Source organism: Brevibacterium limosum (assembly GCF_011617705.1).
GTDB classification, from domain to species: Bacteria; Actinomycetota; Actinomycetes; order Actinomycetales; family Brevibacteriaceae; genus Brevibacterium; species Brevibacterium limosum.
On the sequence record NZ_CP050154.1, the window covers coordinates 3,736,830 to 3,755,455 of the forward strand.

General features: G+C 63.5%; 14 protein-coding genes and 1 riboswitch. Of the genes, 4 read left to right on the forward strand and 10 right to left on the reverse strand.

Going from position 1 to position 18,626, the window contains the following annotated elements; genetic code table 11:
* The first annotated feature begins 45 nt into the window (after positions 1-45).
* From GUY37_RS16760 to GUY37_RS16775, 4 genes are all read left to right on the forward strand, one after another.
* Complete coding sequence (locus GUY37_RS16760) at positions 46-1,353, forward strand: MFS transporter (protein ID WP_166827971.1); 1,308 nt, start codon at positions 46-48, stop codon at positions 1,351-1,353.
* Positions 1,350-2,222: an SDR family NAD(P)-dependent oxidoreductase gene (locus GUY37_RS16765; protein WP_166827973.1), complete on the forward strand. Its 873-nt coding sequence runs from the start codon at positions 1,350-1,352 to the stop codon at positions 2,220-2,222. Before GUY37_RS16760 ends, GUY37_RS16765 begins: the two co-directional genes overlap by 4 nt.
* Complete coding sequence (locus GUY37_RS16770; RefSeq protein WP_166827976.1) at positions 2,222-3,310, forward strand: ketopantoate reductase family protein; 1,089 nt, start codon at positions 2,222-2,224, stop codon at positions 3,308-3,310. The genes GUY37_RS16765 and GUY37_RS16770 overlap by 1 nt, the downstream gene beginning before the upstream one ends.
* Before the next feature lie 283 nt (positions 3,311-3,593).
* The gene (locus GUY37_RS16775; RefSeq protein ID WP_166827978.1) at positions 3,594-5,087 is read left to right on the forward strand and encodes an alanine/glycine:cation symporter family protein; all 1,494 of its coding nucleotides are present in this window, start codon (positions 3,594-3,596) and stop codon (positions 5,085-5,087) included.
* A 323-nt stretch (positions 5,088-5,410) separates the two neighbouring features.
* Here GUY37_RS16775 and thpD read toward each other — a convergent pair whose 3' ends face one another.
* The 10 genes from thpD to GUY37_RS16825 all read right to left on the reverse strand — a co-directional run bounded on the left by thpD (position 5,411) and on the right by GUY37_RS16825 (position 18,539).
* Positions 5,411-6,319, reverse strand: coding sequence for an ectoine hydroxylase (gene thpD, locus GUY37_RS16780; RefSeq protein ID WP_166827981.1), 909 nt, complete (start codon positions 6,317-6,319; stop codon positions 5,411-5,413).
* Positions 6,320-6,522: 203 nt separating this feature from the next.
* Positions 6,523-7,227, reverse strand: coding sequence for a hypothetical protein (locus tag GUY37_RS16785; RefSeq protein ID WP_166827984.1), 705 nt, complete (start codon positions 7,225-7,227; stop codon positions 6,523-6,525).
* 263 nt (positions 7,228-7,490) lie between these two features.
* Positions 7,491-7,898 carry an ectoine synthase gene (locus GUY37_RS16790; RefSeq protein ID WP_135810511.1) on the reverse strand — a complete coding sequence of 136 codons (408 nt, stop codon included), beginning with the start codon at positions 7,896-7,898 and terminating at the stop codon, positions 7,491-7,493.
* Positions 7,899-8,069: 171 nt separating this feature from the next.
* Positions 8,070-9,374: a diaminobutyrate--2-oxoglutarate transaminase gene (gene ectB / locus GUY37_RS16795; protein WP_166827986.1), complete on the reverse strand. Its 1,305-nt coding sequence runs from the start codon at positions 9,372-9,374 to the stop codon at positions 8,070-8,072.
* A 162-nt stretch (positions 9,375-9,536) separates the two neighbouring features.
* A complete protein-coding gene (gene ectA, locus GUY37_RS16800; protein WP_152345760.1) occupies positions 9,537-10,031 on the reverse strand; it encodes a diaminobutyrate acetyltransferase in 495 nt (164 codons plus the stop codon).
* A gap of 397 nt (positions 10,032-10,428) precedes the next feature.
* Positions 10,429-11,904, reverse strand: a complete 1,476-nt coding sequence (locus tag GUY37_RS16805) for an L-serine ammonia-lyase (protein WP_166827989.1) — start codon at positions 11,902-11,904, stop codon at positions 10,429-10,431.
* Between the two features lie 91 nt (positions 11,905-11,995).
* Positions 11,996-12,394, reverse strand: a complete 399-nt coding sequence (gene gcvH, locus GUY37_RS16810) for a glycine cleavage system protein GcvH (protein ID WP_208094708.1) — start codon at positions 12,392-12,394, stop codon at positions 11,996-11,998.
* A 109-nt stretch (positions 12,395-12,503) separates the two neighbouring features.
* Positions 12,504-13,766 carry a glycine cleavage system aminomethyltransferase GcvT gene (locus tag GUY37_RS16815; protein ID WP_166827991.1) on the reverse strand — a complete coding sequence of 421 codons (1,263 nt, stop codon included), beginning with the start codon at positions 13,764-13,766 and terminating at the stop codon, positions 12,504-12,506.
* On the reverse strand, positions 13,766-16,699 hold the full coding sequence (gcvP, locus tag GUY37_RS16820) for an aminomethyl-transferring glycine dehydrogenase (protein ID WP_166827993.1): 2,934 nt from the start codon (positions 16,697-16,699) through the stop codon (positions 13,766-13,768). The genes GUY37_RS16815 and gcvP overlap by 1 nt, the downstream gene beginning before the upstream one ends.
* 154 nt (positions 16,700-16,853) lie before the next feature.
* A riboswitch (glycine riboswitch) is annotated at positions 16,854-17,016 on the reverse strand.
* A 233-nt stretch (positions 17,017-17,249) separates the two neighbouring features.
* Positions 17,250-18,539 (reverse strand): MFS transporter, encoded by a 1,290-nt coding sequence (locus GUY37_RS16825; RefSeq protein ID WP_166827996.1) that lies wholly within the window; start codon positions 18,537-18,539, stop codon positions 17,250-17,252.
* Between the last annotated feature and the right edge of the window lie 87 nt (positions 18,540-18,626).

Below are 18,626 nucleotides of genomic sequence, written 5' to 3' on the forward strand. Positions count from 1 at the left end.
GCATCAACGACGTGCCGTCACTTTCGCGAAAGCATAGGCCCAGAAATGTCCACTGCACCACAGACCAATCAACCACACGAGACAAAGCTGTCCCCAAAGGGCCGCAAGGCGCTGCTCGCTGGAGCCGTCGGCAACACTGTCGAGTGGGTCGATTGGGCAATCTATACGACCTTCTCGTCCGTCTTCGCCGTGCACTTCTTCCCGGCCGGCGACCCAGCGGTCGCTCTCCTGTCTACCCTGGCGGTCTTTGCTGTCGGCTTCATCATGCGGCCGATCGGAGCTGCGGTTCTCGGCAACTTCGCCGACCGACACGGTCGAAAGAAGGGAATGGCACTGACCATCGGCCTGATGGCGGGCGCCTCGGCCATCATCGCCATCACCCCCGACTACTCGATGATCGGTATCTTCGCACCGATCATCCTCGTGCTCGCTCGTATGCTCCAAGGGTTCTCCGCCGGAGGCGAATTCGGTGCTTCCTCGGCTTTCATGGTCGAGGCCGCTGCACCTCAACGCCGTGCATTCGCTGGTTCATGGCAGCAGGTTTCCGTGGGGGCGGGCAGCCTCTTGGCCGCCGGAATCGGAGCGGTCATCACTTCGGCGCTCGATTCTGAGGCCCTCGACTCTTGGGGATGGCGTCTCGCTTTCGCCCTCGGTGCGCTACTGGGCTTGTTCGGCCTCTGGCTGAGGTCCAATGTGGCCGAGTCAGAGTCTTTCGAAGCGGTCAAAGCCGAGAAGTCGACAGATGAGCCGAAGCGCTCATACCTAGCGATGTTCACGCAACACCCCGGTGCTGTCGCACGCGTCTTCGGAATCACGATCGCCGGCACGCTGCTCTACTACATCTGGGTCTCCTACCTGCCTACCTACGCGCATGTCGCGACAGGGTTGCCGCTCAATCAGGCGCTGACCGCGAATTTCATTGCCATCGCCTATTTCATCTGCGCGCTTCCTTTCGTCGGTCTCCTTTCGGACAAAATCGGTCGGAAACCGACGATGTCGGCTTTCGCTGCTGGATTCCTTGTTTTGGCGTTCCCCTTGCTCAATTTCCTCGACAACAATTTCTGGATCTTCCTTGTTGTCGAACTCATCGGTATGACGCTGCTGCTCGGATATTCCGCCAACTGCGCCGTGATCATGGCGGAACAGTTCCCACCCGAGGTCCGAGCCACCGGTATCGGCCTCCCCTACGCCCTCGCAGTAGCTATCTTCGGAGGCACCGCTCCATACATCATCACGTGGATGAACGACATCGGAGCTGGGGACAAGGTATGGATCTACTGTGCTGTCGCCGCTGCCATCGGCCTCGCTGTCTATCTCACAATGCCTGAGACAAAGGGAAAGAAGCTCGTATGACACCGTTCGCACCACATGTTCTGATCACCGGTGCCGCCAGCGGCATCGGCCGGGAGATCGCCCGCACCTACGCCACTCGTGGGTCTCGCCTCACCCTCGTCGACTTCGATGAGGCTGCCCTGAGAGCATTCTGTGACGAGCTTCGCCGAGGAGGCACAGAAGCCACCCCGATCATTGCAGATCTGCGCGACCCATCTGCCCTCACCTCGGTGGTGGAAACTTCGTTCGCGATCGCTCCGGTACATGTACTCGTCAACTCCGCAGGTGTCTATCCTGCAGTTCCGTTTCTCGACATCACCGCAGAAGTATGGGACGCCGTGCAGGCGATCAACGTTCGCGCTCCTCAACTGCTGACTGTCGAGTTCGCCAAACAGGTACGCCGTCTCGACCAGGAGATGCCTCCCGGTCTTCCTGCCGTCGTCAATATCTCCTCTGGAGCGGCACTGCGTGCACGCCCTGGAGCCGCACCGTACTCGACGTCGAAGGCGGCCGTCGAGATGGTCACCCGAGCAAGTGCTCTCGAACTCGGTGAGTTCGGCATTCGCGTCAATGCCGTCGCGCCCGGCTTCGTCGTCGTCGACAGCGAGCTCAACAGACTCACCGACGACTATGTCGAAGCAGTATCCATCAACCCACTGGGGCGTAAGGGACGGGCTGATGACATCGCGCGAGCTGTACTCTGGCTCGCGTCCGCAGACGCCAGCTGGGTGACCGGAGAGATAGTGCGCGTCGATGGCGGCTCTGCAGCCGGCGCACTCCACCTCCCTCTGCACTGGCCTGAGACTCGCACGGAGATCGAGTCCGAACTGCACACAGCGAATATCTCCCACTTCGGTGGCAGTGATAATGAGAAAGAGGACCGCAACTAGTGACCACAGAAACACCAGCGCCATCTGAAATCTACACAGTCGTCGGCGGCGGCGCGATTGGCGGAACGCTCGCCGCACACATCGCCTTGGCCGGTCATCCGGTCCAGATCGTCGATGCGGACACCGAACACGTTGCTGCAATCCGCAGCTCGGGACTGAAGATCGAGGGGCCCGAGGAATCTCTGAGTGTCGACCTTCCTGCGTTCGACCCCGTCGATGCACCCGAGGAACTCGGTCCCGTTCTGCTGGCCGTGAAATCCCAGGCAACTTCTTCGGCAATGGAGTGGATTGCGCCTCGACTGCGAGAAGACGGTTACGTCGCCTCACTGCAGAACGGCCTCAACGAGGCTGCCATCGCCGAACACATCGGGATCGAACGCACTGTCATCGCCTTTGTCGACCTCTTCGCCGATGTCCTCCAGCCTGGCGTGATCAAGGACGGTGGTATCGGAACCATCGCTTTCGGAGAGTTCTCCGCGGAGTGCGCCGATAGGGAATGCAGTTCGCGTACTCCAGAGAGAGCTGAAGCGAACCTCCAAGCAGACGGAGTCATTCGGCCGAGGGTCGAAAAACTCGCTGCCGACCTTGCACATTGGGGCAGGCCGATTGTCAGCGGCAACGTCTCCGGCTTCCTCTGGTCCAAGCTCGCCTTCGGGGCGATGCTCACCGCAACTTCGCTCGTCGACGAAGACATGGCTTCGGTCGTGGATTCGAATCGTGCCACGATGCTCGGTCTGGCACGTGAAGTGTATGCAATCTCCGACGAGCTCGGCATCCGGCTCGAGAGCTTCGACGCCTTCACCCCCGACGACTACCGGGATGGAAGGCCCGAGCGAGTCGTCGAATCGGCGTTCGACTCCCTCTGTCGATGGCTCGAGGGACAGACAAAGACACGCTCGGGGATCTGGCGCGATATCAACGTCCGCAAACGCCCGACCGAGGTGCCGTCGCAGTATGAACCGGTCATCGCGATCGCGTCAGAGCAGGGAGTTCTTACCCCGCGACTGAGAACGTTGGTCGATGTCATCGGGGAACTCGAACGCGGCGAGGTGCTTATGGGCCCCGAGCTGCTCAAACGGATCTCTTAGGCTCAGACACGATCCGCTTCCAGGCAACTGAACTGCAGAAGAAATCGGTGGTCGCGGAGCCGAGGGCCTCGCCCGAGCGGTTGCGCGGCCACCGATTTGCGCTTTTTCGCAAGTACGCGGGTTTACAAAGTTCCCGGCCTTTCGGCACCTCGGGTTGCCTGAACAGGCCCCGCACTCCCACTGCTCGGTGCCAAGTGGCAGACTGGGAGTAACCACGGACGGAGTTCTCGCGTTCCGCACCTCCGATCCTCTCCAGCACAATTGCCGAAGGAGGCGCAGTTCGATGGAGTTGCTCCAAAGTGTGTTTGACAGTGTCAGCGGAGTGTCGTCATACGTCCTCGTCGCTGTTCTCATCCCCACTGGTCTGTATTTCACTATCCGCACGGGAGCGGTGCAGGTCCGCCTGCTGCCCGAGATGTTCCGCACCCTGACCGAGCCGGGCGGACGGGATTCCGAGGGCAACCGGAACATTTCGCCGTTCCGCGCCTTCTCGATCTCCGCGGCCTCGCGGGTGGGAACGGCAAACATCGCCGGTGTTGCTTTGGCGATCTCGCTCGGCGGACCGGGTGCGATGTTCTGGATGTGGCTGACGGCCATCGTCGGCGGCGCCACGGCCTTCGCCGAATCCGCCCTCGGCCAGCTGTACAAGCTCAAGGACGGCCCGAACTTCCGCGGCGGTCCCGCGTACTACATCAAGCACGGGCTGAACATGAAGTGGCTCGGGCTGGTCTTCGCCGTCATCGTCGCCATCACCTACGGCATCGTGTTCAACTCGGTGCAGTCGAACTCCATCGTCGACGCTGTCGGCGCATCCTTCGGAGTCGAGAGTTCGGACGGCGTCTTCGCCGCGGTCGCGGGTGCGATCATCGCCGTCGCCGCGTACCTCATCTTCGCCGGCGGCGCCAAGCGCATCTCGAACATCTCTGCCTATCTGGTGCCGATCATGGCCGGCCTCTACCTCATCGTCGGCATCATCGTCGTGGTGATGAACATCGGTGCCGTGCCGTCGATGATCGCCACGATCGTCACCGACGCGTTCAGCATGGATTCGATCGCCGGCGGCACGCTGGGGTCGATCATGCTCATCGGTGTTCAGCGCGGCCTGTTCTCCAATGAGGCCGGTATCGGTTCGGTGCCGAACGCCGCGGCCACCGCCTCGGCGTCGCACCCGGCCAAGCAGGGCTTCGTGCAGGCGCTGGGCGTGTACTTCGACACGATCCTCGTCTGCTCGATCACCGCGTTCATCATCCTGCTGTCGAACCCGGAGTACGGCAGCTCCGCCGAGGGCATCCAACTCACGCAGACGGCGTTGAGCGGCCAGCTCGGGCAGTGGGCGATCCACTTCCTCACGCTGGCAATCTTCCTCTTCGCGTTCTCGTCGATCCTCGGCAACTACTACTACGGCGAAGCGAACATCGAGCATCTGACGACGAACCGCGTCGCCCTGCGCGTATATCAGGTCATCGTCATGGTCGCGGTGTTCATCGGCGCGATCGCCGCCCTCGACCTGGTGTGGACTGCGGCCGATATCTTCATGGCGATCATGGCACTCATCAACCTCTTCGCCCTGCTCATGCTCTCACCGCTGGTGTTCTCAATGCTGAAGAACTACCAGCAGCAGCGCAAAGCCGGCTTCGAACCGGTGTTCCGCCGCGGGGATCTGCCGACGTTCAAGCGCATCAACACCGAAGTCGCCGCCTGGGACGGCACCGATGAGGTGACCACGACGAAGTTCTGGCATGACCGCGGGAAGAAGGTCCGCTCCGACGACGAGTGAGGTTGCCGAACAGCAGTCGACAACGCACATCGGGCGCTCCCTGTCGGGGCGCCCGATGTGTTTTCATTCCCCAAGGTCCGCAAGCAGTCCCCCGACCCTCAGGAGGTCCCGTTGAGTATCGATCGCGCTGAGCTGGCGAACGCCCTCGCCGAGGCGACCGGATGGTCGGTCACGGCCGATCCCCACCGAGGTCTGTGGAGACGCAGAAGGGGTCCGGCGGCGCGACTGCGGCACCGGACCCCTTCTGTGCTGATGCGCTCACTCCGCAGGGAGTATCAGACGGGCACAAAGCATCAGCGACCGAATTCATTGCGTATGGGGAGTCACCGACCGGCTGGAGTGAAGTCAGTGCTGCCGACGAACTCCGGACGCGGTTTCGGCGCTGCGAACGGTTCCACACACGTGTTCTCCAACGAGTTGTACACGATGAAGATATTCGAGCGCGAGAACGGAGTGACGTTGCCGTTCGACGCATGCATGCAGTTGGAGTCGAACATGATCGCTCCGCCGGCCGCTCCTTCGAGCACGTCGATGCCGTATTCGTCGGCGAAGTCACTAAGAGTCTGACGATCCGGGGTGCCCGCACCCTGCATGATAAGTGACTTCCGGTAGTTGTCCTCGGGAGTGCCTCCCACGCAGCTGATGTAGCGCTTGTGCGAACCGGGCATGATCATCAGCGGGCCGTTGAATGAGTAGTTGTCCGTCAGCGACAGCGAAAGACTCACCGCGCGCGGAGTGGGCATTCCGTCCTCAGCATGCCAGGTCTCGAAGTCCGAATGCCAGGAGAACTCCTTGCCGACGAACCCCGGCTTGTAGTTGATCCGGCTCTGATGGATATATACATCAGTACCGAGGATCTGACGTGCACGATCGACTAAGCGCGGATCGTTCGCGATCTTTCTGAAGATCTCATTGGTGCGATGAATGTCGAATATCGACCGGACCTCGTCGGACTCGGCTTCGACGACGGTACGCTCATCGGCCTTCACCTCCGGGTCGCGTGAAAGCCTTTGAAGCTCGTCGGTGAAGAGTTTGAGCTCTTCGCTTGTGATGAGCTGATCGATAGTCAGATAGCCCGTGTCCTCGAAGTGCTTGAGATCAGCCGCCTCGAGGGGGCCGCCTTCGGGAGAGCCGAAGACGATCGGACCCGTGCGCGGGAGAACCTCTGTGGTCTCACCGGAGCGAGTCGGATAGAGATCTGTAGTTGCGGTCGCAGCTGACACTGCTGTCATCATTTCTCCTTCCTTCGCTATGTGCCGTCTGCCGGGGCGGTGCCGAGACTGCTCATCGCCTCCGCAGATCGGGCTGTGCGACCACCGTAACAGGAGGACATAGTCCCCGGTACCCCGGCCAGAGCCAGGACAGAGAGACCGGCACCGCGGAGCCATCCACCAGCGATGGATCGTTCCGAAAGTGCCGGTCTTTCATGTGACGGTCAGCGTTTGACCGATTTCGAGGTGGCCCCGGTCGCCCAACTTACCTGGCTGAAGGTCACACGGTAGGTCTTCTTGCTCTTCGACTTCACCTTGTAGGTGGCCTTCCCCTTCTTCGCGGAAACCGTCTTGAGCGTCTTCCACTTGCTGCCGGACTTGACCTGGAACTTCACCTTCGGGTTGTACTTGATCTTGCCGTAATGCCCCGGGTGATAGACCTTCGTTGATGAGGTCAGAGAGACAGTCTTGCCGATGCGCTTCGACGAGAGCGACGCGTACGTCTTACCGCGAACGTAGAAGTAGCCCTTGGTGTAATCCGTGCGGGCGTACCAATAGTTGTCATACTTGTAATCGGTATAGTCTGCGTCGATTTCGGACGGCCCCATTGTGTACTTACCGAGACCCTCCGGACAGATCATTGCTCTGTCTTTGGCGGCAGGCGAGGAGTAGGTGCCGAAGTATGCCGTTGTGGAGTCTCCACTCGGACCAGCAATTTCCGTATCGACAGACCAAGAATCGACATTCCGCTTCTTATACTTCATGTAGACATCGAAGTACTTGCAGTTCGAATTTGAAATCACCATGCTGCTGGCTGAAAGTTTCGTAACGTCAAATGACATAGTCGCTGCCTCGGCGGATACTGCGGGACCGACGGCGAGAGCAAGAGCGGCAACAGACGCCACGAGGGCGCGCTTGAGGAACTTCATGGAGACTCCAACTGAAGATGGGATGGAAGGGGATGCCTGAGTCGGAGTCAACGATTGTGCAGTCGGCAATGAGAAGTCACGAAACTTGAAAGTTGTATGACCGAAGATTATCACACCTGCAGTCCGTTCGGCTACTGCTTAATCGTGCCGTTCAAGCACGCAACTCAACCACGCGCAAAAGACGGCCCGAGCGATAACGCTCGGGCCGCCTCGGCGAGGTGGTGCTCAGCCGGTTTACACCGACTCAGCAACAGGGTGCCGTATCAGTTCGCGGGTGCCGCTTCATCCTCGAGGATGAGCGGGTACACGCCGTTTTCGTCGTGGACCTCACGGCCGGTGACCGGCGGATTGAACACGCAGGCCATGCGCAGCTCTTCCTCCGCCACGACGGTGTGCTTCTCATTTCCGTCGAGCAGGTACATGACGCCATCGTGGAGCGGGTAGACCTTGCCGGTCTCCTCATCGGTCAGCGTTCCCTTACCCTGCACGCAGTACACGGCCTCGACGTGGTTCTGGTAGTGGAACGTCGAGGTGGTTCCGGCGTAGATCACGGTGTCGTGGAACGAGAATCCGACGCGCTCCTTGCCGAGCACCATACGGCGTGAGCGCCAGGTCTCGGACTTCACATCGCGGTCGGTGTCGTTGAGGTCATCGCGGTTGACTACGTACATCTGTGGTCCTTTCGCAAAAGGTCGGTGAAAGTGTTCAGGGTGGACCGCGGGCCTCCGTCTCACTTCAACGGCTCCCGTCGGCCCGGTTGGGCGATCGAGCAGGTGAGCTCGATTCCGCCCAAAGCTCGGGCCGGCGCCACTCATTGCGACGCCGGCCCGGCAGAGGTGGGATCAGGCCAGTGCGGCCTCAGCGGCGGCAGGAGCGAACTTGAGCACTCCGGCCTCGATGATGTCCAGGCCGGCCTGCAGATCGCGCGAGTCGATCGTCAGCGGCGGCATGATCTTGATGACTTCGTCATCGGCACCCGAGGTCTCGAGCAGGAGGCCGTTCTCGAACGCATAGGCGGCGACCTTCTCGGCCACCTCGATGTCTTCGAAGCAGAGTCCGGCCAGCAGGCCTCGTCCGCGGATCGATGCGCCCTCAGCCTTCTCGACGATCGTGTCGAGGCGCTGGTGGAGTTCGGCGATGGTGTCGGCGAGCTGGTTCTGGAACTCGTTGTCGGCCCAGAAGTTCTTGATGGCGGCGGTCGCGGTCACGAATGCGGGGTTGTTCCCGCGGAAGGTGCCGTTGTGCTCGCCGGGCTCCCAGACGTCGAGCTCGGGACGGAACAGGGTCAGTGCCAGCGGCAGGCCCGAGCCGGAGATCGACTTCGAGAGGCAGACGATGTCGGGCTCGATGCCGGCCTCTTCGAAGCTGAAGAACGAACCGGTGCGGCCACAACCGGCCTGCACGTCATCGACGATGAGAAGGATGTCATGCTTCTTCGTCAGCTCCGACAGGGCGCGCAGCCATTCGGCGCGAGCGGCACGCAGTCCGCCCTCACCCTGCACAGTCTCAACGATGACGGCGGCAGGCTTGTCGACGCCCGAACCGGAGTCTGCGAGGACCCTCTCCAGCCACAGGAAGTCCGGGACCTCACCGTCGAAGTAGTCGTCGTAGGGAATCTTCGAGCTGTTGGTCAGCGGGATGCCTGCGCCTTCGCGCTTCATCGAGTTGCCGGTCACCGACAGCGATCCCAGCGTCATGCCGTGGAAGGCATTGGTGAACGAGAGCATGTGCTGACGTCCGGTCACCTTGCGGGCCAGCTTGAGGGCCGCCTCGACGGTGTTGGTTCCCGTCGGTCCGGGGAACATCACGGAGTAGTCGAGTCCGCGCGGCTTGAGGATGAGATCCTGGAAGGTCTGGAGGAACTCGCGCTTGGCCGGGGTCTTCATGTCCATCGAGTGCAGCACGGCACCCGACTGCAGATATTCGATGAGCGGACCCATCACGGCCGGGTTGTTGTGGCCGTAGTTGAGCGCACCGGCACCGGAGAAGAAGTCGAGGTACTCGTTGCCGTCCTCATCCCACTGCTTGGCGCCCTGCGAACGGGCGAAGGTGGCGGGCCAGGAGCGGCAGTAGCTGCGCACAGCAGATTCGCGAGTTTCGAAGATGTCGGGCTTGTCAGATGGTGCGGGCTTAGAGCTTTCAGTCATGACTTGAGTCCTTTCGACTTCTTAAGTTGCGCGCCTGCATCGGATGCAGGCGCCGAGGCGGTGGCCGCCGCCGCTCATTGCGGGCGATCTCTTCCGCCTCCTGGCACCTGGCACGTCCAGTCCCTTGAACCAGGGGTACACGCGGTGCCGGGGTGGGGCTCGTTACAGGGGCGCGATCTCGTAGAGGTACTCGGTGTCGTGGCCGTCCGGGTACATCTCCGGAGTGAACAGCGGGCGACGGTCGTAACCGGCCCCGCGCTGGTCCGCAAATGCCTGGAACAGACGGTTGGACGCCGCGTTGTCATCGGTGATCGTCGTCTCCATGCGGAGAGCGCCGGTGCGATCGGCCAGCTCGTGGAGCATGGTCGAGGCGAGTCCGTGACCACGGAACTTCTCGTCGACGGCGACCTGCCAGATCATCAGGGTGTCCGGATTCTCCGGACGGGTGTACCCGGTGATGAAGCCGGCGGGCTCTCCGCCGATACGCGCAATCACCGAGGTGTCCGCGAAGTCGCGGCACCACAGCAGGTAGGAGTACGACGAGTTCAGATCGAGCACGGCTGTATCTTTCGCGAGCCGCCATAGATGTTGCCCGTCCTCCAGCTCGGGAGTACGGACGTCGGTTTGCGTCTTCGGTTCAGCGAGTGCGTTTCTCACGCCATTAAACCTAACGGGATGAGAATGAGCGTCAACCCCGAAACCGTCGATTTCGGGGCACTTCCGCAACCCTCACCCCGACCTACTGACATGTAACAGACCCGGCCTTGCCCATGGCATCGTTGGGATGCGACGGGGCGCTCCTTCGCGCTCATCCCGCGCCGGAGGTTCGTTATCGTTTCGTTACATTAGGGCGCAGTTGGAACAAGGGTTCCACGTGTTCCATGTCACTTCGCGTGAATTGAGACAGCAAGGATGCCTGTTCCGTCAGGGGCTGATCGGAGGCTCTGTGAGCGACTTCGAGGCGATTCCGGGGCTACGGACGAAAGTGCGCAGCGTCGACTTCGGAGCTCGACGACGTGGATCGGCCAGAGAATCCGCCCTCGGCGCACCTGCCTCAGCACTCGACGACGTTGACGGCGAGGCCGCCCATCGCCGTCTCCTTGTACTTCGAGGACATGTCCGCGCCGGTCTGGCGCATCGTCTCGATCACCTCGTCGAGGCTGACCCGGTGCTGCCCGTCGCCCCACAGCGCCATGCGGGAGGCATTGATGGCCTTACCGGCGGCGATCGCGTTGCGCTCGATGCATGGCACCTGCACGAGACCGGAGATCGGGTCGCAGGTCAGGCCGAGGTTGTGTTCCATGGCGATCTCGGCGGCGTTCTCCACCTGCTCCGGCGTCCCGCCCATCACGGCGGCCAGTCCCCCGGCAGCCATCGACGAGGCGGATCCGACCTCACCCTGGCAGCCCACCTCGGCGCCGGAGATCGAGGCCCGCTCCTTGTACAGGACTCCGATGGCCGCCGCGGTGAGCAGGAAATCGACGATGGCCCGATGCTTAGCGGGTTCTCCGCCCTCCGCCACTGCGGGAACGTAGTTGAGCGCATAGTGCAGCACGGCAGGGATGATGCCGGCCGCCCCATTCGTGGGTGCGGTGACGACGCGGCCGCCCGAAGCGTTCTCCTCATTCACGGCCATCGCGATGAGGTTGACCCACTCGAGGTAGTAGCCGGGATCCCGGTTCGGGTCCTCGGCCTTGAGCTTGAGGTACCAGTCGTGGGCACGGCGACGCACCTTGAGTCCGCCGGGCAGATAGCCCGAGCGGTCCAGGGATGCCGAAGCGCACTCCTCCATCACCGAGTAGATGTGCAACAGGCCGTGCCGGATCTCGTCGTCGTCTCGCATCGACAGTTCGTTGGCGTGCATGATCCCGGCGATCGACAGGTCGTTCTCGCGGCAGCGCCGAAGCAGCTCGCCGCCCGAGTGGAACGGATAGGGCAGCTCCTCGTCATACGACTCGAGCTCGGCGTCGACGACGGAATCCGCGACCGCGAACTCGGCGTCTCCGCTGTCGTCTGCGACGTCCGCCTCGGCGGTCTTCTCCTTGTCGAGGAATTCGGTCTCCGAGGTCACGAATCCGCCGCCCACGGAGTAGTAGGTCTCCTCGGCGAGGGTCTCTCCGGAGGCGTCATAGGCGGTCACGGTCATGGCGTTGGTGTGGCGCGGGAGGACGGTCAGCGGTCGTTTGACCATGTCATCCTCGGTGAACGCGAGTTCGACGCCGTTGCCGGTGGAATCGCCGAGGATGATCTTCCCGGTCTCGGACATCCGTGTCCGCCGGGCGGTGAGTTCGTTGGCTTCGATGAGGTCGGGGCGGCAGCCTTCGAGGCCGATGAGGATGGCGTCGAAGGTCCCGTGACCGGCGCCGGTGGCGGCCAGGGAACCGAATACGTCGACGCGCAGATCCGCCACGGATCCCAGCGAATCGCCGAGGAGGTCGATGAAGCTCGCGCCGGCACGCATCGGCCCGACGGTGTGGGAACTCGAGGGTCCGATGCCGACCGTGAAGAGGTCGAAGACACTCAATGGCATGGCAATCACTTCGTTTCTGTGGATATGCACAGCGGGGCCGACGAGAGACCGGCTCGGCCTTCTGTCGGCCCCACTGCGGGGAGGGAGAGCGTCAGAGAGAGTTCGCCTCGGCGTAGCCGGCGGCGTCCATGACCTCGCCGACCTCGGTCACGGCGACTTCGAACAGCCAGCCATCGCCGTAGGGGTCGGAGTTGAGCAGCCCGGGTGAGTCCACGGCCGCCTCGTTGATGGTGATGATCTCACCGGTCACCGGGGTGTAGAGGTCGGACACGGACTTCGTGGATTCGACCTCACCGCAGGTCTCACCAGCGGTGATGGTGTCGCCGACCTCGGGCAGGTCGACGTAGACGACCTCGCCGAGGGCATCGGAGGCGACGGCGGTGATGCCGACTTTGACGGTCTTGCCGACGAGCTCATCGGCCTGGCCGTCGACCCATTCGTGTTCGGCGGAGTAGGTGAAGTTCTGCGGGAGCGGGGGCAGCTGTGCCATATGTCTTCCTTACTGTGACCCCACCGGAAGCGGCGGTCACGACGTTGTTGGGCCAGGTGGGACCAGTGTACGAGTCACAGGTCCCACCTGGATGAACTTTGGGTGGGCCTCAGTGGGCCGGGCGCTTGTAGAACGGCAGTTCGGCGACGGTGAAGTCGTGCGCCTTGCCGCGGATGTCCACGGTCACCGCGGTGGCCGCCTCGGCGCGATCCCGGTCGAGGTAGGCCAAGGCGATCGGGTGGCCGAGGGTCGGTGAGGGCTGACCGGAGGTGACGATGCCGACCTCGGCGCCGTCGACGGACACGGCGGCTCCGGAGCGAGCGGCTCGGCGTCCCTCCGAGGTCAGGCCGACGAGCACGCGCGGCGGTTCGGTCTCTCCCAGCTTCGCGAGGGCATCGCGGGCGAAGAAGTTCTCCTTCGTGGTGAACCCGATCATCCGGCCCAGTCCCGCATCGTACGGGGTGGTGTTCTGGTCGAGTTCGTTGCCGTAGAGGGGCATTCCGGCTTCCAGCCGCAGCGAATCGCGTGCGGCCAGTCCGCAGGGCACGAGTCCGTAGTCGACGCCCGAGGTCACCAGGGTCTCCCACAGGCGGGTGGCGCCGATGTTCGGCGCGTAGAGTTCGAATCCGTCCTCTCCGGTGTATCCGGTGCGGGCGAGCATGAGGTCGATCCCGGCGATCATCAGCGGCATCCACGCGTAGTACTTGAGCTCGCGCACTGCCTGACCGATGGTGATGGTGTCATCCCCCGCCGAGGTGGCTCCCCCGTTGGCATCATCCGTGGCCTGGGCCTTCGCGTGGTCTCCGGCACCCGTGCGGGGCCCGAATTCGCCGTGGCCGGCTTCGTCGAGAGCGCGCAGGATGATCGCTTCGGAGTTCGGCCCCTGCACGGCGATGAGCGCGGTGGCATCGGATTCGTCGGTCAGGCGCACATCGGAGCCGGGGGCGACCTCCTGGACGAAGTGCTGCACCCGGTCCTTCAGCGCCGCGACCACGACGGGCGTGTTCGAGGCGTTGGGGACGATGAGGAACTCTTCGTCGCCGATGCGGTAGGTGATGAGGTCGTCGAGGAGGCCTCCGGCCTCATTGACGATGACTCCGTACTTCGCCTTGCCGATCTTCATCTTCGAGTACTTCGCGACCAGCGCGTAGTCGAGGAAGGCGGCGGCGTCGGTGCCGCTGATGCGCACCTCGCCCATATGGGAGAGGTCGAAGAGGCCTGCGGCCTCACGAACGGCCCGGTGTTCGGCCAGTTCGGAGCCGTACTTCAGCGGCATGTCCCAGCCGCCGAAGTCGGTGAACGAGGCACCGAGCTCGGCGTGGATGCTGTGCAGCGGGGTCTCTTTGGGCGTGTTCGCAGTCGTGTCGGTCATCATTTGTCCTCTTCCTCGAACTCTTCGAAGGCCTCTGGCGGCGGGCAGGAGCACACCAGGTTGCGGTCGCCGTAGGCTCCGTCGATGCGGCTGACCGGCGGGAAGTACTTCGTGAAGCGCAGGCCGGGAACCGGGAACACAGCGGTCTCGCGGCTGTACTTTCCGTCCCAGTCGTCCATCACCACTGTCGCCGGGTGCGGCGCGATGGCCAGCGGCGACTCTTCGTAGGAGTACGACGTGCCGATCTCGTCGATCTCGGCACGGATGGTGCGCATGGCTTCGATGAAGCGGTCGAGCTCGTCCTTGTCCTCGGACTCGGTCGGTTCGACCATGAGGGTCCCGGGCACCGGGAAGGCCAGGGTCGGAGCGTGGAAGCCGAAGTCGATGAGGCGCTTGGCGACATCTTCGGCGGTGACTCCCGTCGCCGAGGTGATCGCACGCAGATCGAGGATCGTTTCGTGGCCGACGAGTCCGTTCTCACCCGAGTAGAGGATCGGGTAGACGTCGCCGAGCTTCTTCGCGAGGTAGTTCGCACCCAGCAGGGCCGAACGCGAGGCCTCGCGCAGTCCTTCGGCGCCCATGAGCTCGAGGTAGGCGAAGCTGATGGGCAGGACGCCGGCGGAGCCGAACATCGATCCGGAGATCGGTGGGGTCACGGCGTGATCGGCGTCGGCGACCATCTTCGGGTCGGTGGCGTCACCAGGCAGGTACGGGGCGAGGTGTTCGCGGACCGCGACAGGGCCGACTCCGGGGCCGCCGCCTCCGTGGGGGATGCAGAAGGTCTTGTGCAGGTTGAGGTGGGAGACGTCGCCGCCGAATTCGCCGGGCTTGGCCAGGCCGACCATGGCGTTGAGGTTCGCACCGTCGACGTAGACCTGGCCGCCGGCGGCGTGGACCTTGTCACAGACCTCGCGTACCTGCGATTCGAAGACGCCGTGGGTCGAGGGGTAGGTGATCATGATGCCGGCGATCTTGCCCTCGTGCTTGGCGATCTTCGCGTCGAGGTCGTTCATATCCACGGAGCCGTCGTCGGCGGTGCCGACGACCTGGACCTGGAGTCCGGCGAGCACCGCGGAGGCGGCGTTCGTGCCGTGGGCCGACTGCGGAATGAGGACGACGGTGCGTCCCTCCTCGCCGCCCGACACATGGTAGCTGCGGATGGCCAGCAGTCCGGCCAGCTCACCCTGCGAGCCGGCGTTGGGCTGCAGGGATACGCGGTCGTAGCCGGTGACCTCGACGAGCGAGTCCTCGAGGCGGCCGATGAGCGCGCGCCAGCCCTCGGTCTGCTCGGCCGGGGCGAAGGGGTGGATGGAGGCGAATTCCGGCCAGGTGATGGGTTCCATCTCGGCGGCGGCGTTGAGCTTCATCGTGCACGAGCCCAGCGGGATCATCGTCCGGTCCAGCGCAAGGTCCCGGTCGGCCAGGGTGCGCAGGTAGCGCATCATCGAGGTCTCGGAGCCGTGGGCGCTGAACACGGGGTGGGTGAGGAATTCGGTATCCCGGTGGAACTTCGCATCGAATGCGGGTTCCGGCACGGCGTTGGCCCCGAAGGTTCCCGCCGAGGCTGCTTCGAATTCGTCTGCGTCGACCCGGGCGTAGATGCCGAGGGCTTCGAGCAGACCACTGGCATCGGCGACCGTGTGGGGTTCGCCGAAGGAGACGCCGATGGTCGAGTCGTCGATGACGCGGATGTTGAATCCGGCCTGGTCGGCGACGAAGCGGGCGGCTTCGGCATCGGCCACACGCAGGGCGACGGTGTCGAAGAACTCCCAGGTGGCCACCTCGGCGCCGGGGGCGGTGTCCGCGGCACCTGCGAACGCGTGGGCCAGGCGGTGAACGCGGGAGGCGATGCGGGTCAGGCCGATGGGGCCGTGGTAGACGGCGTACATCGAGGCGACGTTGGCGAGCAGAGCCTGGGCGGTGCAGATGTTGCTCGTCGCCTTCTGGCGGCGGATGTGCTGTTCGCGGGTCTGCAGGGCCAGGCGGTAGCCGGGCTTGCCCTGGGCGTCCTTGGACACACCGACGAGGCGGCCGGGCAGCTGGCGCTGGAGTCCGGATTTCACGGCCATGAAGCCGGCGTGGGGGCCGCCGAAGAAGAGGGGCACTCCGAAGCGCTGGGCCGAGCCGACGGCGATGTCCGCGCCTTGGGAGGCGCAGTCCTTGAGCAGGGTCAGTGCGAGCAGGTCGGCGTCGAAGGTCACGAGTGCGCCGCGATCGTGGGCTCCGTCGACGGCTTCGGTGAAGTCGCGGATGGCGCCGGTGGTGCCGGGCTGGGCGCAGACGATGCCGAAGATGTCTTCGCCGACGAGGCCTTCGGCGAGGTCGGCGACGGTGACGCGGAAGTCCATAGCGCGGGCCCGTGCGCGGACGACGGCGATGGTCTGCGGGTGGAGTTCGGAGTCGAGGACGACGGTCGTCCCCTTCTTCACGGCGCGACGCATGAGCAGGACCGCCTCGGCGACGGCGGTGGACTCATCGAGGAGGGAGGCATTGGCGATGTCGAGGCCGGTGAGGTCCTGGACGACCTGCTGGAAGTTCAGCAGCGCTTCGAGCCGGCCCTGGGAGATCTCGGGCTGGTACGGGGTGTAGGCGGTGTACCAGGCGGGGTTCTCGACCAGGTTGCGGCGGATGACGGCCGGGGTGATCGTGTCGTAGTAGCCCTGGCCGATGAGCTGAGTGCGCATGACGTTCTGGGAGGCGAGGTCGCGCAGGTCGGCCAGGACGTCGAATTCGGAGCGGCCTGCGGCCAGGTTGAGTTCGTCGTTCTGGATGGATTCCGGGACGGCGGCACTCGAGAGTGCTTCCAGGGAGTCATAGCCGAGTTCGGCGAGCATGGCCGTGACGTCGTCGGCGCGGGGGCCGATGTGGCGGTCGGAGAAGGGGCGCGCGGTGTCCCCTGTTGCCTGCGTCGTATGGGCGAGTGAACTGGTCAATTGCCGTCCTAGGGTCGGTGTCGCGTCCACCGATAGGAGGACGCAGCGATCGCTGAGAGTCCTCCCCGATCTGTCGGAGCTGCGGCCCGTCCGGCTCGTGCGCACGTGGGCTCGATTTCGGTTGCGGTCGGGACTCGCTGTCCTTCAGATATGCCTGCAATCGGTGGTACTGGGCCTGAGAGTTTCCCGGGGAGGGAATTGCACCTACGGCGCTGCTCGGAGTCTTGTGCTTCTGCGTCAGCCGATGCTCCAGCGGTGGCTGGTGCTCGTCCGTGCGTGCAGTCGCGGCTGCCCGGCAGCTCTCCCACGTCTTGTCTTAGCGGCGTATGAAGTTGTGTGCAGAACCGCGTGGAACTGCGCCTCTGATTCTAGTGAAAGAAATCACCCCCGACAAACCTCGAGGCCAGGTGCAGGTCGGCACCCCTGCCACGGTCGTCGGTGGTCGAAATGGTCACGCAGTTCCGCGCAGAACGTGACCATTTCTCCCACCTAAGCGGCCTTCCACTCAAGCAACCCTCGCCGAGGCGGCTCTTCCAACCCGCCCTGATGCTCAGATCGCGTTGAGGTCCTTGCCCTTGGTTTCGGGCAGTTTGACCACGGCGACGATCGTCGCCAGGCAGAGCAGGACCACCCAGCCGCTGGAGAGCCAGCTGAGGTCGAGCGAGTTGAACAGACCGTTGAGGTACGGTGCCGTTCCGCCGAAAACGGCCACGGAGACCGAGTAGGCGAAGCCGATTCCCTGGGTGCGGACCTTCGTCGGGAATGCCTCGGACAGGACTGCCGACAGCAGAGCTCCTGCCATCGAGACGACGAGCAGAGCCAACGTCGACGCGACGAAGAGCGTCCAGCCGGTGTCCGTGATCATGCCCATGAGCGGATACTGCAGGATCGCCATGAGCACACCGAAGCCGATGAGCACCGGGCGACGACCGATCCGATCTGAGAGGAATCCCCAGAACGGCAGCGATACCAGAGCGATGATCTGCGCACCGACGGTCGCCCAGTAGGCGGTCTGCGCATCCATGCCGCGCTCGGTGATCGCCAAAGTCGACGCGTACGACGTCCAGGTGTAGTGAGCTGCGGTGATGCCCGAGGTCATGAGCACGACGAGGACGATCGCACGAGCCACTCGGCCGCGATCCAGCGGAGTCGGGTCGACGACTTTCTCAGCTTCGTCGGCTTCGAAGACATCGCTTTCGACCATTCCGCGGCGCATCCACAGCGCGACCAGCGCGAGCAGACCGCCGAGCGCGAACGGGATCCTCCACGCCCATTCGGCAACCGCCGCCTCGGAGAAGACGTTCGTGATCACACCCCCGATCGTGTAGGCGACGACCGACCCGCCGAAGATGGCGACGAAGACGATGGAACCCCAGAATCCGCGGCGGTGGGCCGGAGCGATCTCGGCGATATAGGAGTTCGCCGTTGCCGACTCACCACCATGGGCGAAGCCCTGCGCAACTCGGATGAGGAGGAGGACCAGTGAGGCGAAGACCCCGATCTGACCGTAGGTCGGCAGGACAGCGATGAGGAACGAACCGCTGGCCATGATGAGCATCGTGACGATGAGGACGAACTTGCGTCCCTTCACGTCGGCGATCTTGCCGAACACGATGCCGCCCAGAGGTCTCATGAGGAACCCGACGGCGAAGACGCCGAGGGTCGCGAGGACGGATGAGACCTTGTCCTCGCTGTTGAACATGGCCGCGGCAATGAACGGAGTGAACACCGCGTAGGCGCTCCACTCGTACCATTCGAGGATATTTCCGATGGTGCTCGCGACGACGGATCGCCGTTTCAGCTGCAAAGGCACCTTTGTCTCTGCGATCGTATCGGTCATAGCTTCCTTTCCACTGCTTCATTGGATGTGGTGGTGCTGCGCATCTCTGGGATGGTGCTGGCTCGGCTCGTCGCCCGGCCGAAAGGT

Coding starts and splice junctions, on each gene's coding strand:
- thpD (WP_166827981.1), bottom strand. CDS start 6,319: ATGACAGCAGTGTCAGCTGCGACCGCAACTACAGATCTCTATCCGACT.
- GUY37_RS16815 (WP_166827991.1), bottom strand. CDS start 13,766: ATGACCGACACGACTGCGAACACGCCCAAAGAGACCCCGCTGCACAGC.
- ectB (WP_166827986.1), bottom strand. CDS start 9,374: ATGACTGAAAGCTCTAAGCCCGCACCATCTGACAAGCCCGACATCTTC.
- gcvH (WP_208094708.1), bottom strand. CDS start 12,394: ATGGCACAGCTGCCCCCGCTCCCGCAGAACTTCACCTACTCCGCCGAA.
- GUY37_RS16790 (WP_135810511.1), bottom strand. CDS start 7,898: ATGTACGTAGTCAACCGCGATGACCTCAACGACACCGACCGCGATGTG.
- GUY37_RS16785 (WP_166827984.1), bottom strand. CDS start 7,227: ATGAAGTTCCTCAAGCGCGCCCTCGTGGCGTCTGTTGCCGCTCTTGCT.
- GUY37_RS16825 (WP_166827996.1), bottom strand. CDS start 18,539: ATGACCGATACGATCGCAGAGACAAAGGTGCCTTTGCAGCTGAAACGG.
- GUY37_RS16760 (WP_166827971.1), top strand. CDS start 46: ATGTCCACTGCACCACAGACCAATCAACCACACGAGACAAAGCTGTCC.
- GUY37_RS16805 (WP_166827989.1), bottom strand. CDS start 11,904: ATGCCATTGAGTGTCTTCGACCTCTTCACGGTCGGCATCGGACCCTCG.
- GUY37_RS16765 (WP_166827973.1), top strand. CDS start 1,350: ATGACACCGTTCGCACCACATGTTCTGATCACCGGTGCCGCCAGCGGC.
- GUY37_RS16775 (WP_166827978.1), top strand. CDS start 3,594: ATGGAGTTGCTCCAAAGTGTGTTTGACAGTGTCAGCGGAGTGTCGTCA.